Source organism: Amycolatopsis minnesotensis, assembly GCF_039529815.1.
Lineage (GTDB): Bacteria > Actinomycetota > Actinomycetes > Mycobacteriales > Pseudonocardiaceae > Amycolatopsis > Amycolatopsis minnesotensis.
Window position 1 is genome coordinate 197157 of the sequence record NZ_BAAANN010000005.1, and the last position, 15099, is coordinate 212255.

Below are 15099 nucleotides of genomic sequence, written 5' to 3' on the forward strand. Positions count from 1 at the left end.
GGTTTCATAACCTGATGGTTTTATACGTGTTAGTGTTCGGCGCTGTCAACCTCGCGAGCGCACAGGGGAAGCCATGGGCAAAGTCTTCACGCAGGCGTCGGTTTCACTGGACGGGTACATCTCGGGCCCCGGCCAGAGCGGGTTCGACCGGCTGTTCGCCTGGTGCACGGCCGGCCCCGTGGCCACCCCCACCGCCGTTCCGGACCGGCTGACCTACCGCACCTCCGAGGCGACCGCCCGGTACCTGCGCGAGCTCCAGGACCGGCTCGGGGCGTGCGTCGTCGGCCGGAAGCTGTTCGACCTCACCGCGGGCTGGCACGGGCGGCACCCGAGCGACGTGCCGGTCTTCGTCGTCACGCACCGCCCGCCGCCGTCCGATTGGGACCCCGCTTCGCCGTTCACCTTCGTCACCGACGGCGTGGCGAGCGCGATCGCGCTGGCACGCGAGGCCGCCGGGCATCGCGACGTCGGAGTCGGGCCGGGCGGCACCGTGGCCGATGCGCTCCGTGCGGGGCTGCTCGACGAGTTGCGGATGGACGTCGTGCCGGTCGTTCTCGGCGGCGGCACACCCATGCTGGCCGCGCTCGGCGGCACCGCCCCGATCGGCTTCGAACAGGTGGAGGTCGTCGAAGGGATCGGCGTGACCCACCTGGTCTACCGCCGCCCGGCGCCGCGTCCCGGGTGAGCCCGGTCAGAGCCAGCCGCTGGTTTCGGCGAGGCGGGCGGCTTCGGCGCGCGTGCGGGCCTGGGTTTTGCCGATCGCCGAGGACAGGTGGTTGCGCACGGTCCCTTCGGACAGCCTGACGATCTTCGCGATGTCCGCGACGGTGCCGCCGTCGGCCGCCGCGCGGAGCACGTCGGCTTCCCGGTCGGTGAGCGGGCTGGCGCCGCTGGCGAGGGATTCGGCCGCGAGTGCGGGATCGATGAAGCGCAGTCCGGAGTGGACACGGCGGATCGCGTTGACGAGCTGTTCGGGCGGGGAGTCCTTGACCACGTAGCCCGCCGCGCCCGCGGACATCGCGCGGGAGAGGTACCCCGGGCGGCTGAACGTGGTGCAGATGATGGTCCGGCAGGCCGGCAGCGCGTGGCGCAGTTCGGCGGCGACGGCGAGTCCGTCGCGGCCCGGCATCTGCACGTCCAGTAGTGCGATGTCGGGGGCGGTGCGCTTCGCGGCCGCCAGCACCTCGGTGCCCGCGCCGACTTCGGCGACCACTTCCAGATCGGATTCGATTCGCAGCATCGAGGCCAGCGCGCCGCGCACGAGCGCCTGGTCGTCGGCGAGAAGTACGCGGATCATGCGGTGCCAGCCTCGGCAGAGGGAGTGAGTTGTGGTGCCCGCGCCGGGCCACGGGCGACGACCCGGAAGCCACCGCCGGGGGCTCTGCCGTGTTCGATGGTGCCGGACACCGCGGCGAGCCGCTCGGCGAGGCCGGTCAGGCCGTGCCCTGCCGTCGCCTCGTCGGTGACGGTGCCGTCGTCGGCGATCTCCACCCAGTCGCGGCCGAGCCGGATGCCGCACCGCTGGGCATCGGAGTGCCGCAGCACGTTCGTGACCGCTTCCCGTACCACGTAGCCGAAAACGCCTTGCAGCGCGGGCAGCACGTCGTCGGCGGCGGCGGGCAGTTCGGCCCGCACACCTGCCGCCCGCAGCGCCATCCTGGCACCGGCGAGCTCGCTGGCCAGCGATACCGCGCGGTAGTCCGAAACGGTCGCCCGTACGTCGGAAAGTGCTTGCCTGGCAAGCCCTTCGAGCTCGCGGACCTCGGCGAGGGCGGGATCGACGGCGCCGGAGGACTCCAGTATCCGCCGGGTCAGGCCGAGCTTGACGGTCATCGTCGAGAGGCTGTGCCCGAGTACGTCGTGGAGGTCCCTGGCGACCCGCTCCCGTTCCTGGTTCACGGCCATGCTCTTGACCTGCTCGCGCGCCGCCCTCAGGTGGCCGATCGTGAAGGACAGCGCGAAAACCGTGCCCAGCGCGGCGGTCACGCCGACCAGGGTGGCCACCAATGCCCAGTTCACCCTGCCGTAGACGAGCTGCATCCACCCGATCTGACTGCCTGCCGCGAGGAAGCCGAGCAGCAGCGAGTAGCGCAACGGCAGCAGCATGAGCCCGATCGCGATGGCGTAGGTCAGATCGGTCAGGTAGTCGGGCGAGCCGAACAGCAGCGCGGGCACAACCCCGAAGGCGAACAACACGGCCACGATGGCGATCCGCCGCCGCGGCGGCGCCGCCGGTCCGTAGCACAGGCCGGCCAGGCAGGCGAGGCCGTAGCAAACCAGGGTGCCGAGCGCGACACCGGTGCGCAGGGCACCGTTCCCGCTGTCCGCGATCGCGGCGCCACGGGCGAACAGGAAGAGCAGGGCGGAGCCGCTGAGGGCGACCACCACCACGCGGCCGCGGCCGGCCTTCCCGCGGCCGCGGCGATCACCCCAGAAGCTCCAGTCCGGCCACTGCCGTGCGGAGAACTCGTCAGGATCGCGTTTGCCCACGACGGCCATGGTACGACGCCCCGCGCGAAGGGGCCCCATGACAAATGGCAGGGGACCCCGGCGGCGCCGGGGTCCCCTGCCGTGTCCGATGTGGACTTCGCCGGTGGTCAGCAGCGGCCGAAGAACTCCACTTCCCCGAGTGCGACCAGCTTGCCGGGACCGCCGCCGTGGGCAGCGCGCACGGTGAGCCGCGCGTCGGTCACGTCGGAGACCGCCAGCGCGGTGTGCTGCGGTCCCGGCTGGTCGGCGAGCCGCAGCGTGGTGGCCTGCCGGCCACCGTCCTCGGTGGACATGGTGAGCTCGAGTTCCGCCGGCCTGGCCTGTGCGTTGAACACCTCCCGTTCCGCGGACGCCCCGTTGTTCACCACGATGTCGAGCAACCGGCACGGGCTGCCGAACTTCGCGTCCAGGTACTGCCCCTGCGCCGGTGCGGGCGCGGCGGGGGCCCAGAACCGGTTGGTGAACCCGTCCACGGCCAGCTTGGCCGGATGTCCCTCGGCCTCGCTGGACGCGGTGACCGTGGCGGGGGTGAGCACGGCGGGGGTGGTGGTCTTGTCCTTCACCGCGGTGACGATGTCCGGTCCATATCGGACCAGCGCGCCCACCACCAGCGCCAGTACCACCAGCAGCACCAGGAAGGCGGGGAACCGGATCCGCCGTCCCCTGAACCGGGGCAGGCGGATCCGCCGCCACCACGGCACCCGCTCGGCTTCGGTCTTGACCTCGTCGAGCACCGCGCCGCAGCGACGGCAGAACCGGCGGCCCGGTGCGTTCGGGGTACCGCAGTTCGGGCACGGGCGGTCGTCCGGACCGCCCAGCGCCCGGTCGTCGATGGAAGCACGGACGGTGGGCCGCCTGCTGACCGGCTTGTCCGGTTGCACGGCGCCCGGCTGCTCGGCAGGGGGCGGCACGGCATCCGGCCGCGGCGCGGCGGCAGGCGGAGCCTCGGTCCGCGTGGTCTCGACCGGGGGCGGTGCGGCGGGCCGCTGCGGTTTGCCCCAGTCCAAATAGGCCCCGCAGTTGCCGCAGAAGGATTCGCCCTCGGTGACCGGCGCGCCGCACGCCTCGCACCGCCGCACCGGCTCGGCGACTGTTCCGCCCATGCTCACAACACCCCGATCTCCACCGAGAACCGCAGATGTGCCGGACAGGACCCGGCCACCACGCGGTCCACTTCGTCTCGCCGGACGGCCGCCGGATCGGGCACCCGCAACCGGACGGTCAGCACCGGCGCTCCCGGCGCGGGCAACGGCGAGCCCGCGGTCTCCGACCAGCTCACGCCACCCGGCTCGGCGATCTCGACCTCGCCGCCGAACTGGGATCGCAGCCGCTCGACGAGGCCGCGCGCGGTCCCTCGCCGCCGGTGCCTCGTCACCGCGCCCGCCACCGATTCGCGCGCGCCCTGCCGGTCCGCCGCCACCCAGAACCCCAGCAACGGCAGGAAGTCCTCGGGCGCCAGCGCCGGATCGAAGTACGCGGGCAGGTTGTCCAGCACCGAAAGCACCGGTGCCAGCACGTCGTCCAGCCCGGCGGTGAACCGCTGGGCGAACGGATCGCCCGCGTACATCGCGGGAAGCTGCTCCCCGATCGGATACCGGCTGGGCAGTCCTGGCACCCCGGCGCGCATCAGGTACCCCGCACGGGCTGGGCTTCGGTGACGGTGACCTGGTGCTGGTAGGAAAAGGCCAGCGCGGTAGGGGAAAGCTCGAGCACGTTCACCGGTTCGCCGCGCCTGCCGGTGATCGGGTCGGCGGGAAACAGCCGCAGCTCGTCCACCACCGACACGCCCGGCGCCGCGGCGAGCACGGCGTGCACCTCACCGAACTGCACCGGCCGCCCGAACGGCCAGCCGCTGCCGTCCGGCCCGCCCCGCAACGGGTTGAGGTACCGGTACAGCGCTTCCAGTGCCGCACGCCGGGCACCTTCGACGTCGCCCGAAGCGCGCAGCCGCGCCACCACGGTCACGCCCTGGTAGTACGGCGGCTCGACGACCACCCTGGTACCGACCAGCCTGCGTTCGTCGAGCTTCCCGGCGACCGCGGCCAGCATGTCGCGGGGCGGGATCAGTTGCTCCAGCCGGAGTTCGTCCCCGATGTCGGCGATCGCGCCGGGGACGACGAGCACCCGCACCGCCGCTTCGCCCTGCTCGGCCTCGGCCGCGGGCACGCACCGGACGCGGGCCGCCGCGGGCGCGGCGTCGCGCGCGATCAGCTCGAAGTCGTCCACGGTCACCGCGCGCTCCTGGGTGCGCAACGCCAGTGGCCCGCGCAACTTCGCCGCGTCGACCGTCTCACCGTCCACGCCGCCGCTGGCCGCCTCCCGGTTCTCCACCCGTGCGACGTAGGGCACCGAGCTGCTCAACATCGAAATCACCTGTCGTGCCACGTTGCCTGCCCTGCCGCCGCCGGTCCGGTAGCGGCGGATCCTGATCACCGCCCCCTTCGGCGGAACCGCACCGTAGTGCCGGATGGTGCCATCCGGTTCGCGGACCGCGGGCCCGAAGGCGAACTCACCGCTCGTGGCGTCCAGCAGCACGTGCCGGTCGGTCGCCGACGACGTGCCGAAATGCTCCACAGTGGACCATTCCTGCCAGCCCTCCCCGTCGGAGACCTCCACCACCACCGGCGCGCCGTCGGTGAGCACCGGCGGGCGGCTGACGGCGAACCGTTGTCCCGCAACACCTTCGGATTCGCCGATGATCTCGTCGAGCACCGCTTCGGCGTGCTCGGCGACGATCGTGCCGCCGATGGTGAACGCTTCGGCCTCGCTGACCGTCGGCGACTCCGAGTAGAACGGCTGCCCCGCCGACGGCTTCACCACCCGGCAGCGCAGCCACCCGGCCCGCGTACCCGCGATCACCGACGCGATGTGCTCGGCGGGAACGTGCAGCACGACGTCACCCGGCCGGTTCAGCCCGCCGGTGCTGTCCGAGTCGACCTCGCACTCCGTCCAGCCGCGACCGTCCCATGCCTCCCAGACCAGCGGTGGCTGGCGGGGGTCGACACCGATGCCCTCGACCTCGCTGCCGAGCCGGATCACCACCGCGCAGCGGGGCACCGCCGCGGACAGCCCGAACAGCATGGTGTCCCCCACCGCCGGCGGCGTCGCGAAACAGGTCACGCGCTGGCCGGAGAGCAGCTCGTCGGTCCGGTCGGCCGGGGCGCCGGATGCCGCGCTGGTCACCAGTTTCGCCAGCGAGCACGGCACCACGACCAGATCGTCCGTGGTGGCGAAGGAAACGCCTTCCTCGGTTTCGCCGCGCATCGTGCTCACCTCGGTGCCGGTCCGCAGCACCACCGGTTCCGCCTGCGGCGCGGACAGCCAGAAGGTCACCGCGGCGCGCGCCGCGGTCGGCGGGAACAACCGCACCCCGAGCAGGTCGAGGAACGCGAGGTAGTTGCGTTCCGGCACCCGGTTGAGGCGGTAGATCAACTGGTCGACCATGTGCGCGAAGGTCTCGATGAGCGTCACGCCGGGATCGGACACGTTGTGGTCCGTCCACTCGGGACTGCGCTGCTGGATGTAGCGCTTCGCCTCGTCGACCAGATCCTGGAATCGCCGGTCGTCGAGGTTGGGGGCGGGCAGGTTCACGGGGTATCACTCGGTTCGTCGTGACTGGGGATGACGTAGAAGGGGAAGACCAGGTTGCGCGGGTTGTTGGTGGACCTGATCCGGTAGTGGATGTCGAGGTAGAGCACGCCGGTGTCCACCTCGTCGTAGGCGACGGCCACCTGGTCCAGCTCGATGCGCGGCTCCCACCGCTCCAGCGCGGCGCGCACCGCGTAGGCGATCTGGCTCGCGGTGGCGGCATCCGCGGGGGCGAAGACGTAGTCGTGCGCGCCGCAGCCGAACTCGGGCCGCATCGGCCGCTCCCCCGGCGCGGTGCCGAGGATCAGCCGGATCGACTCCTCGATCTCCCGCTCACCGCCGACGGTCGCGATGGCGCCGGTGGCGTCCACCCGCAACGGGAACGCCCAGCCGCGGCCGACGAACTGGTTGCTCATCACAGCGGTCCGAAGTGCACCGACCGCGCACCGCTGCTGACCATCGATCCGCACGAGGTCAGATCGCCCTGCACCGAAGCAGTTCGCCCGCCGATGAACACGCGAGCGGCCGCCCCTGGGCCGCTCACGATGGTTCCCGAAGCGGGATGCGGTGGCGGGATGGGCGCCGCGCACGAGGTCGCCGTTCCGAGCACGGCCGCGGGCAAGCCCTCGATGAGGACGTTCGGCACCCCCGCTCCCGATATGACGCCGGTCGCCCCGGCACCGACGTGACTGGTCCGGTCGGTGGTCCTTGCCGCGGGTGGCATCGACCCCTCCTTCTACTGTGGACAATGCGATCAGTTGAGCCGGATGGCCATGCCGCGCACCGCGACGTCGGTGAAGGCGCCCACGTCCACCTCGCCGCTGCTGGCGGTGATGGAGACCGACCCCCCGGTCAGGGCGAGCCTTCCGCGACCGGCGTTGATATCGACTCCGTTGCCGGTGATCTTGACGTCCTTGGTGGCTTCGATGTCCACGCTGCCGTCGCTGTGCACGACGATCTTGGTGTTGTGCCGGTCGAGTTCGACCGAAAGCTCGTCCCTCCCGGTGCGCAGGGTGACTCCGCTCGGACCGCTCTTGTGGTCGAGCAGTTCGATCTGGTTGCCGGTGCGCGAGGAGAACGAGCGCCTGGCGACCTTGCCCTTCATGCCGTCCTTGAGGTTCGCCTTGTGCGGGCTGGGTTCGTCCTTCCCGTTGTAGAGCCCGCCCAGCACGTACGGCCGGTCCAGCAGGCCCTGCTCGAAACCGACCAGCACCTCGTCTTCGACGTCGGGGGTGACCACCCCGCCGCCGCCGACGCCACCCCACTGCACGGAGCGCACCCAGTCGGTGACGTACTTGTCGTCCAGCCAGGGGAACATCAGCTTCACCCAGCCCCGGCCGCCGCCGCCCGGCTCCTGCTGCACGTCGGTCACCAGCCCGATGGCGAGACCCGGCATGCGCGGCGGGCCCGCCGGGACATCGCCGGCCAGTCCGGCGAGCGAGCGGTCCTCGCCGCCGCTGACCAGCACCGTGGTGCGGTAACCGCGGCCGGGTTCGATCTCGTGGCAGCTGGCGCTGATCGTGTAGCGCCCGGGGAAGGTGAGGTCGGTCCTGCCGCCCAGCGCCACCGGAGTCCTGGCGCGCAGGTGCGGGTTGCCCCGGCAGACGGCTTCCAGCTCGCCGAAACCGGCCGCGGCGGTCGCGGCCTGCGCCTTGGCCACGGCGGCCACCTCGCCATTCGTGCGGTAGGCGCCGTCGGTGATCACCATTTCCCGCGCGCCACCGGGGCCGAACTTCGCGCCTGCCTCCTTGGCCGACAGCCTCGGTTCGACGGTCTTGCTGGTGACGGCGGGCTCACTGCGCGACAGCGCTCGTTTGCCCTTGACGTCCCAGCCGCGCACCGTCACCTTGTCCACCTGTTCGCTGCTGGAGAGCACCGCCCGCAGCGACAGCAGGTTCTCCCCGTACTCCAGTACCAGCGGGTCGCTCTTCCCCTGCGCGCTCGGCGACGGCGCACCGGCGGCCGGCGTGGGTTCGGCGAAGCACAGCCGGTTCTTGTCGTCGATCCACAACCAGGCACCGTGCTCGGCCGCCAGCGCGCGCAGGAACTCCCAGTCGGTCACATTGGCCTGGCTGAGCTGGTCGTACTTGTCGCTGGAGACCTGGACGGTGCCCACGGTCATGCCCGCGTTGCGGGCGACCTGGTGCACGATTCCGGCCGCGTCCTTGTTCTTGAAGGCGTACACCCTGCTGTGCCGCAACAACCGGTGCGCCCGGTCCGTGGCGCGCAGCACGGTGTACGTACCGGTTTCGGCGCCGTCGTACTCGGCTTCCACCGCGGTCACCTCGCCGGAGAACAGCGGAATCCGGGTCTTCTTGTCGGCCGCGGTGGTCACCACGAGCTTGATGGTGGTGCCGATCTTGATCCTGGTCTTCTTCAACAGGTCGTGGTAAGGATCCTTGAAGACGAGCACGGCCGTGGCCGGCCGGTTGACCGCTTCGTCCACAGTGCACCGGTCCAGCCGCTGGGCCCAGTCGTCCGGCAGCTTGGCGGGTGCCTGGACGATCGGTTCGAGTGCGAAGGAGCTTTCGGACATCAGTCTGTTCCTTCCTGGGCCGGGATGAGCAGTTCGGTGCCCGGCCGCAGGCGCATCGGGTCGTCCACCTCGTTGGCCTCGGCGATCACGCGCCACGCGGTGGCATCGCCGTACTCGCGCCAGGCGAGCATCGGCAGGCTGTCCCCGGCGACCACCTGATGGCTGCGCCTTGCCTCCAGCCCGCCGGAAGTCGGGTTCTGGCGGGGAGTGTCGCCACCGGCCTCCTCGATGCTCAGCGCGCACCTGGCCCGCAGCGGCGTGCCGTCCCCGTCGAACAGCGAATAGGTCACGGAGATGCTTTTGACGATGCCGTTGAAGCGGACCGTGGCCGATCGGCCCCATTCGAACCGCACCCACGGGCTGGCCGGCCGGTCCTTGCCGAGGCTTTCCGTGGTCGGCACGACGGCGAGCATGAGGTCCTGCACGTCGCGTTCCACCGAGTTGTCGTGCTTTCTCGTGGCGTCGAGGAAGACCTCGACGGACAGGGTGCGCGGCGCGCTGCCGACGAACTCCGGTACCGCGGCCTGGGTGGCCGTCCTGGACGGTTTGCGCCGCCACTCGGTGCGCTTGGTCAGCGTGAGCTGATTGGGGTTGAACTTGAACTTCACCCGCGCGATGCGGCCGCCGGGAGCGCCACCCACCGTGCCGGGTGGCTGCATGATGAGCAGCCGCGCGTGTTCCAGTTTCGAACCGGCCCGTGTGGACACTCAGCACTCCTCGCGCTTGTCGGTCATCGGAGTTCGCCCACCATCCCCGCGACCTCCCCCATCCATCCCCAGCCCGCTTCCAGGCCCTCGTGGGCGATCTCCAGCCGTTCCACCGCCACCTCGGACCGGGACGGGTCGAACTCGGGGCCGTGCCAGCGCACCGGCAGGATGCCGTACACCTGCCAGCGGATGATCGGGACGCGATCCGGGCGCAGCGCGATGATCTCGCCGTCCTTGCGCTTCGCCTTGTGCACGATCTTGGTCAGCCAGCGGGTCACCTCGGCCGTGTCGCCGGTGACCGGCCTGGTCAGCGTGATGTTGGACCACCTGACCCTGGTCGGTAGCTGATGGACGAAGTCGTTGTTGCCGCCCTCGGCGTACTGCTCCATCTCCACCTCGGCGCCGAGCCCGGAGCAGCTGTTGAACTCGCCGAGATCGTCGTCCCCGATGGTCAGGTGGAAGAACGGCGTGCTGGCGTAGACGGTGCTCATGATCCCTTACCCCTTCTCCCGCGGTCAGCGCCGGCGCTGGTGCAGCCGGCCGGAGCGTTCCTTGCCGAAGCGCAGTTCGGCGCGCATCAGCCGCATGACGGTGTCGACGATCTGCTGGGTCAGCTCTTCGGTTTTCCCGCGCTCGTCGTATTCCTGTTCTTCCCGGCGCGCATCGGGCTGTCCGCCGCCGCTCTCGGTGACCACTTCCTGCGCCGTCACCGCGGTGGTGGTACCCCCGGTGCCGTGGCTCACGGAGGACTTGGCGTCGTCGGGACTTCGTTGCACCGCGGTGTACGCGGCCGGGGCCTCCGAGGCGGAGGTCTTCGAGGAAGGGGCGGGCGGTGGCACCCAGCGAACCGGTACCGGCGGGGCCGAGGACTGTCCACCGGCCGTGCCCGAGGCCACGGCGAGCCGGTCGGCTGCCGGACGGCCCGGCGCCGGGGCGTCGGCGAGCAGCGCGCCCTGCCGGGACGGCCAGTTCGGTGCGCTGGCAGGCAGGTGCGCGGCGCTCCCCGACCACGACCCCGGGGCGGTGGAGCCGGTGTGCGATCGCCGCACCGGCCGCGAACGGGCCGCCGGAGTGTCCGTTGCGGACGTCTGATTCGGACCGGCCGCGGCTCGCTGCACGCTGGTGGCGGCGGTCTTGTCCGTTGCGGCCGGACCGGAAGCGCCGGTCACGGGGCGTTCGGCATCGCCGGCCCATCTCGCCGGTACCACTTTGGACCGGCTGCTCGCGACCGGGAGCGGCCCGATTCCGGTGCCGGGATCACCGCCGGCCGTCGAGCCGGACTCCGGCACGAGTGGCCGTTGGGACAGCAGCCCGCGCATCCGCACCGCCGCGGCGGTGGCCATGCGCGCGATCGGGATCACCCGGTTGGCGCGGCCCGCGGGGGCACCCGGTCCGGACCGGACCGGTGTGCCGTGCTCACCGGACGGGGCGGCACCCGCCGCGATCCCGCCCGAGGAGCCGGTGACGCCGGAGGCCCGGCCGTCCGGCGCTGGCTGCCGGCCTGCCACCACGGGCAGCACGCCTGGACGGACCACAGTGGACGGTTGCCCGGTGCTGTCCACCTCGGTGGCGCCGGGGTGCGCGGCCAGGCGTTGCGGGGTCGCGGACTCCGGCAGCAACGGCCGGTGCGCGGTCGTGGGCCGTGCTGGGACGCCCGCCGCGTCATCGGTGTCGCCGTGGGAATCGGTGGCCCGTTCGGTGTGCGCGACCTTGGCGGTGGCGGGCAACCCGGTCATCGGCTCTCCGACCGGGGACCGCGAAATCTCCCGTCCCGCAACCGGTCCGTCCGAAGCGGACGGTGCGGCGGCGCGGTGCACGGGTGTGCCGCCGCCGGTTATCGACGCGGCTCGCTCGCTCGCGGCGGCGGGCGGCGGTGCGGTCGTGGCCTGGTCCGGCGTGTCGCGTTCGCCGGACACCACCGGCAACCGCGCGGCCTCCGGTGCCGCTGCGGCGCGTGCCGCGCCGTCCTCGGTGCCCGTGCTGCCGGAGGCCAGGCGCTGGATGGCCCCGGTACGGGGCAGCAGCGGACGGTTCGGCGTGACCGCCGGACCGGATGACTCGTCCGGCCGCCGGTCACCCGCGATGAACAGCGCCGTGCTCGGCAGTGCGGTCAGCGGTGCCCCGATCCCCGGTTCGGCAGGGGAAGACGGGGAATCGTCCGAAGTGGACTTCGGGACCGCCGGTGCCGGGGAATCGGAACCGGCGGCGCTCCGTTGGACCGAGGTCGGCGAAGCCGCTGCGGGCGAGGCCGCAGGATGCCCGGCCGAGCTGGAACTGGAACTGCTTGCGGGAGAAGCGGGTTGCACGTCTCCGGCCGTGGTCGCGCGCTGCACCTCGGCCGGTACCGCGGGCGATTCGGCATGGACGGCCGCCTCTGGGGCGGGTCCGGTCGCCACCGGCAGCGCGGGGGCCGGGCCCGTGCGCGCGGGCTCGACGCGATCCGCGACGGCCGGCTCGCCGGCCGCGGTCCACGTGCCGAGAGTCGGCCGGGCGGCGGACGGCTGCCCGGTCCGCGCCGGGGCCACCGGCAACCGGCGCACCGGGTCCGCCGAACGGGCCACGGTGAGCCTGCCGCGCGGGACCGGCGACCGGCCGGTGCCGGCCACCGGGCCCGGTGTCTCCACAAAGGACTGTCCACCGGTTGCGGAGTCGCGGGCCGCGGCCACCGGAGCTGCCGCCGTGCCCGCGCGCCGGCTTACCGGCGTCGGTTCGGCGGCCTGGCCGTGGCCGGCTGCCTCGGCACCGGACGCGGACGGCTCGTCGTACTCGGCATCGGATTCGGGCGGCACCCGGTACACCACCGGTTGCGGCAACCCGGGCTGCGGGGCGCGGGCCGAGCGGGCGCCGGTGCGGACCAGTCCCGCCGTCAGGCCGGTCGGCGCCTCGGCGCTGACCGCGTGGCCCATTTCGATGCGCTGGGACGGGTTCTGCCATGCGGACAGGCCGTCGCGGAACCGCAGCCCGTCCGACATCGTGGCCAGCCGTTGCACGGTGGGGCCCAACGGCCGCACCGAACGCCACCCGCCATCGGCCCGCCGGACGGGCCGATCCGCCGCCGCTTCGCCCGCCGGTGCCGCGGCGGGCTGTTCCGGCACCCGGCCGCGACGGAAGAATCCGCGCGCCACGATCTCACCCGCCTTCGTTGATCCGGGTGTTGATCCCGGCGATCTGCTCCACCCAGCGGATCCGTTCCCGGTGTTCCAGGTCCAGCACCTCATCGCGGGACCAGTGGAAGTGGTACGCCACGTACGCGACCTCCTGGTAGAGCCGGTCGGTCGCGTACGTCACGATTCCCCCAGGCGCTCACCGGCGATGTCCACCTCGAACGCCGAGCCGCAGTCAGGGCAGGACACCGCGGCCCTGGTGTGCCCCTCGCTGTTGATCCGCCGGTAGAAGTCCTGGAGGAACGCGATGTCCGAGGCGAACATCCGCTCCACCAGCCCGGCGTGGATATCGGTGACGGTGCCCAGCTTGGTGATCACCAGGCCGAGCAGCACCACGCTCAGGTACGCCGGGTTTTCCTTGACCCGCACGTCGATCAGGGGAATCAGTTCGTCCCGTGCGGTGGCAAGGCGCATCGTGCCCTCGCGGTGGGTGACCCCGTCACTGTCCACATAGCCCCGTGGCAGCACGAACTCGAACTCGGTTCGCATCGGCTCCGGCCGCGGAGCCTGCGCGAGGGGCGCGCCCGCCTCGTCCTCGTCGTGACCCGGGACGGGCGCGCTGACCGAACGCCTGCGCATCAGGCGTCTTCGATCTTGATTTCTTCGAAGGTGACGGTCACCTTCTCCGAGGCCGCGGTGGACTCGCCCGCCTTGAACGAGGGGCCTTCCCACTTGTAGACCCAGGCGTTCATCATGTTGATCCGCCGGAAGGTCGTCTTGTCGGCGTTCATGATGTGGACCGTGATGTTCTGCCTGGCGGCCTCGACGGCGCCGTCGTTCAGGGTCTGCGTGATCCACTCGGTGAACGCGGAGCTCTTGTCGAGACCGCGGGTGATGACGATCTCGCCGCTCTTACGCGCGCCAGGCTGCTTGCGGATGATGTAGTCGCCGAGCGTGCTCGTGGAATTGACCGTGATCACGTCCTCCTCGATCATGAGGCCGCTGACCTCCTGAACCAACTCGACGTTGATCCCACCGAGTTCGAGGCCGAAAATATGCGTGGAGCCCACGTCTCCATCTGCCATGGCTGGTGCCTTTCTGCTGCTGCGCTATTCGTTGACCAGGCTGGTGCTGTCGGAGAACTGGGAAAGCCGGAACACCACGAACTCGGCCGGTTTCACCGGGCAGATACCGATCTCGCAGATCACCTGACCGGCGTCGATGGACTCCGGCGGGTTGTTCCCCGCATCGCACTTGACGTAGAACGCCTCGTTCGCGGTGCGGCCGAACAACGCGCCGCGACGCCATTCCTCGGTGAGGAAGGCGGTGATGTTGCGGCGGATGCTGGACCACAGCCGGTCGTCGTTCGGCTCGAAGACGACCCACTGGGTGCCGATGAGGATCGACTCTTCGAGGTAGTTGAACAGCCGTCGCACGTTGAGGTAGCGCCATGCCGGGTCCGACGCCAGCGTGCGCGCGCCCCAGATCCGGATGCCGCGGCCCGCGAAGGCGCGCACGCAGTTCACGCCGATCGGGTTGAGCAGGTCCTGCTCCCCCTTGGTCAGCTTGTACCCGAGGTCCACCGCGCCGCGGATCACCTCGTTGGCAGGGGCCTTGTGCACCCCGCGCTCCGCGTCCGTGCGCGCCCACACCCCGGCGATGTGCCCGCTCGGCGGCACCAGCACGTTGCGGCCGCTCGCCTGGTCGAACACCTTGATCCACGGGTAGTACAGCGCGGCGAACTTCGAGTCGTAGCCCGCATCGTCCAGCCGCCACTTGCGCACCTGCTGCGCGGTCATGCCCGGCAGCGGGTCGAGCACCGCGACCCGGTCGCCCATCTGTTCGCAGTGCGAGATGACCGCGAGCTGCACGGTCTTCACACCTTCGGCGTCGATCAGGCCCTGCTGGTGGGCGGCCATCAGGTCCGGCACCGCGACCATGGTGACCTCGTCGATGGCCTCCAGGCCACCGAGGCCGCTGCGGTCGTCGACGTGGCCGACGTACTCCTCGGCGCGCACCTTGGCCGGTGCGGCCGGAACCGGCGCGGGCACGGTGACGGCCTGGTTCTCCGGCCTGCCCTGCTGCTCCTCGGTGACGGTGATCAGCTTCGACCGCTCGCGGACCTGGGTGACCACGTAGTTCTTCACGTTCTTCTTCGTCGAGACCTCAAAGGTCTCGACCACCTTGCCCGCCTGCTTGACCTGCAGGGTGAACCGGTCCTCGGGCGGGTTCTCGCCGCCGGGGTCGGTGACCTCGACGGAAAGCTGACCGCCCGCCTCGGGCAGCGCGGCGACCCGCAACCCGCCCAGTGCCACCGGTTCGGCCGCCCTCGCGCCCTCGGCCGCGGCCGGAGCGCCGATGCGCACGATGTAGGCGGCGCCCCCGCCGTTGGCGAAGTAGCCGTACACGGACTGCGCCAGGTAGGTGTCCGCGACGAACCCGCCGAAGGCGGCCACGTAGGCGTTCCAGTTGGTCACCAAGGTGGGTTCGTGGAACGGCCCCCGCTCGGCGAACCCGACGAACGCGGCGACGGCGGTACCGACCCCTTCGATCGGCCGGGCACCACCCTGGACCTCCTCCACGTACACGCCGGGAGAGAGATAGGTCGGCATGCTGGCTCCTTCACTGCGACACGATCGGCCACCGTCCATTGTGTCCACCCGCACCCCGCGCG

16 protein-coding genes are annotated in these 15099 nt (G+C 71.4%); 1 reads left to right on the top strand and 15 read right to left on the bottom strand.

The annotated features are described in order from the left end of the window. The first annotated feature begins 73 nt into the window (after window positions 1-73). Window positions 74-685, top strand: coding sequence for a dihydrofolate reductase family protein (locus ABD256_RS08240; RefSeq protein WP_344415263.1), 612 nt, complete (start codon window positions 74-76; stop codon window positions 683-685). A gap of 6 nt (window positions 686-691) precedes the next feature. On the opposite strand, the gene ABD256_RS08245 is transcribed toward ABD256_RS08240, so the two are convergent. From ABD256_RS08245 to ABD256_RS08315, 15 genes are all read right to left on the bottom strand, one after another. Beyond that, complete coding sequence (locus ABD256_RS08245) at window positions 692-1297, bottom strand: response regulator transcription factor (RefSeq protein WP_344415265.1); 606 nt, start codon at window positions 1295-1297, stop codon at window positions 692-694. After that, window positions 1294-2490: a sensor histidine kinase gene (locus ABD256_RS08250; protein WP_344415267.1), complete on the bottom strand. Its 1197-nt coding sequence runs from the start codon at window positions 2488-2490 to the stop codon at window positions 1294-1296. Before ABD256_RS08250 ends, ABD256_RS08245 begins: the two co-directional genes overlap by 4 nt. A 107-nt stretch (window positions 2491-2597) precedes the next feature. After that, window positions 2598-3593 (bottom strand): NADase-type glycan-binding domain-containing protein, encoded by a 996-nt coding sequence (locus ABD256_RS08255; RefSeq protein WP_344415269.1) that lies wholly within the window; start codon window positions 3591-3593, stop codon window positions 2598-2600. A gap of 2 nt (window positions 3594-3595) precedes the next feature. Next, a complete protein-coding gene (locus ABD256_RS08260; protein WP_344415271.1) occupies window positions 3596-4117 on the bottom strand; it encodes a phage tail protein in 522 nt (173 codons plus the stop codon). Then, window positions 4117-6081 carry a putative baseplate assembly protein gene (locus ABD256_RS08265; RefSeq protein WP_344415273.1) on the bottom strand — a complete coding sequence of 655 codons (1965 nt, stop codon included), beginning with the start codon at window positions 6079-6081 and terminating at the stop codon, window positions 4117-4119. The genes ABD256_RS08260 and ABD256_RS08265 overlap by 1 nt, the downstream gene beginning before the upstream one ends. Beyond that, on the bottom strand, window positions 6078-6494 hold the full coding sequence (locus ABD256_RS08270) for a GPW/gp25 family protein (RefSeq protein WP_344415275.1): 417 nt from the start codon (window positions 6492-6494) through the stop codon (window positions 6078-6080). Before ABD256_RS08270 ends, ABD256_RS08265 begins: the two co-directional genes overlap by 4 nt. Further along, window positions 6494-6802 carry a PAAR domain-containing protein gene (locus ABD256_RS08275; RefSeq protein ID WP_344415277.1) on the bottom strand — a complete coding sequence of 103 codons (309 nt, stop codon included), beginning with the start codon at window positions 6800-6802 and terminating at the stop codon, window positions 6494-6496. Before ABD256_RS08275 ends, ABD256_RS08270 begins: the two co-directional genes overlap by 1 nt. Before the next feature lie 30 nt (window positions 6803-6832). Further along, window positions 6833-8614 (bottom strand): VgrG-related protein, encoded by a 1782-nt coding sequence (locus ABD256_RS08280; protein ID WP_344415280.1) that lies wholly within the window; start codon window positions 8612-8614, stop codon window positions 6833-6835. Beyond that, a complete protein-coding gene (locus ABD256_RS08285) occupies window positions 8614-9321 on the bottom strand; it encodes a CIS tube protein (RefSeq protein ID WP_344415282.1) in 708 nt (235 codons plus the stop codon). The genes ABD256_RS08280 and ABD256_RS08285 overlap by 1 nt, the downstream gene beginning before the upstream one ends. A 23-nt stretch (window positions 9322-9344) precedes the next feature. After that, window positions 9345-9812: a phage tail protein gene (locus tag ABD256_RS08290; RefSeq protein WP_344415284.1), complete on the bottom strand. Its 468-nt coding sequence runs from the start codon at window positions 9810-9812 to the stop codon at window positions 9345-9347. Window positions 9813-9836: 24 nt separating this feature from the next. Continuing rightward, window positions 9837-12446, bottom strand: coding sequence for a hypothetical protein (locus tag ABD256_RS08295; protein WP_344415286.1), 2610 nt, complete (start codon window positions 12444-12446; stop codon window positions 9837-9839). Between the two features lie 4 nt (window positions 12447-12450). Then, window positions 12451-12609 carry a DUF6760 family protein gene (locus ABD256_RS08300; RefSeq protein ID WP_344415288.1) on the bottom strand — a complete coding sequence of 53 codons (159 nt, stop codon included), beginning with the start codon at window positions 12607-12609 and terminating at the stop codon, window positions 12451-12453. Next, complete coding sequence (locus ABD256_RS08305; protein WP_344415290.1) at window positions 12606-13064, bottom strand: phage tail assembly protein; 459 nt, start codon at window positions 13062-13064, stop codon at window positions 12606-12608. The genes ABD256_RS08300 and ABD256_RS08305 overlap by 4 nt, the downstream gene beginning before the upstream one ends. Then, window positions 13064-13510, bottom strand: a complete 447-nt coding sequence (locus tag ABD256_RS08310) for a phage tail protein (RefSeq protein WP_344415292.1) — start codon at window positions 13508-13510, stop codon at window positions 13064-13066. The genes ABD256_RS08305 and ABD256_RS08310 overlap by 1 nt, the downstream gene beginning before the upstream one ends. Window positions 13511-13534: 24 nt before the next feature. Then, complete coding sequence (locus ABD256_RS08315; protein ID WP_344415294.1) at window positions 13535-15037, bottom strand: phage tail sheath family protein; 1503 nt, start codon at window positions 15035-15037, stop codon at window positions 13535-13537. Window positions 15038-15099: the final 62 nt, after the last annotated feature.

Coding starts and splice junctions, on each gene's coding strand:
- ABD256_RS08275 (WP_344415277.1), bottom strand. CDS start 6,802: ATGCCACCCGCGGCAAGGACCACCGACCGGACCAGTCACGTCGGTGCC.
- ABD256_RS08315 (WP_344415294.1), bottom strand. CDS start 15,037: ATGCCGACCTATCTCTCTCCCGGCGTGTACGTGGAGGAGGTCCAGGGT.
- ABD256_RS08260 (WP_344415271.1), bottom strand. CDS start 4,117: ATGCGCGCCGGGGTGCCAGGACTGCCCAGCCGGTATCCGATCGGGGAG.
- ABD256_RS08310 (WP_344415292.1), bottom strand. CDS start 13,510: ATGGCAGATGGAGACGTGGGCTCCACGCATATTTTCGGCCTCGAACTC.
- ABD256_RS08270 (WP_344415275.1), bottom strand. CDS start 6,494: ATGAGCAACCAGTTCGTCGGCCGCGGCTGGGCGTTCCCGTTGCGGGTG.
- ABD256_RS08240 (WP_344415263.1), top strand. CDS start 74: ATGGGCAAAGTCTTCACGCAGGCGTCGGTTTCACTGGACGGGTACATC.
- ABD256_RS08305 (WP_344415290.1), bottom strand. CDS start 13,064: ATGCGCAGGCGTTCGGTCAGCGCGCCCGTCCCGGGTCACGACGAGGAC.
- ABD256_RS08290 (WP_344415284.1), bottom strand. CDS start 9,812: ATGAGCACCGTCTACGCCAGCACGCCGTTCTTCCACCTGACCATCGGG.
- ABD256_RS08280 (WP_344415280.1), bottom strand. CDS start 8,614: ATGTCCGAAAGCTCCTTCGCACTCGAACCGATCGTCCAGGCACCCGCC.
- ABD256_RS08255 (WP_344415269.1), bottom strand. CDS start 3,593: ATGGGCGGAACAGTCGCCGAGCCGGTGCGGCGGTGCGAGGCGTGCGGC.
- ABD256_RS08245 (WP_344415265.1), bottom strand. CDS start 1,297: ATGATCCGCGTACTTCTCGCCGACGACCAGGCGCTCGTGCGCGGCGCG.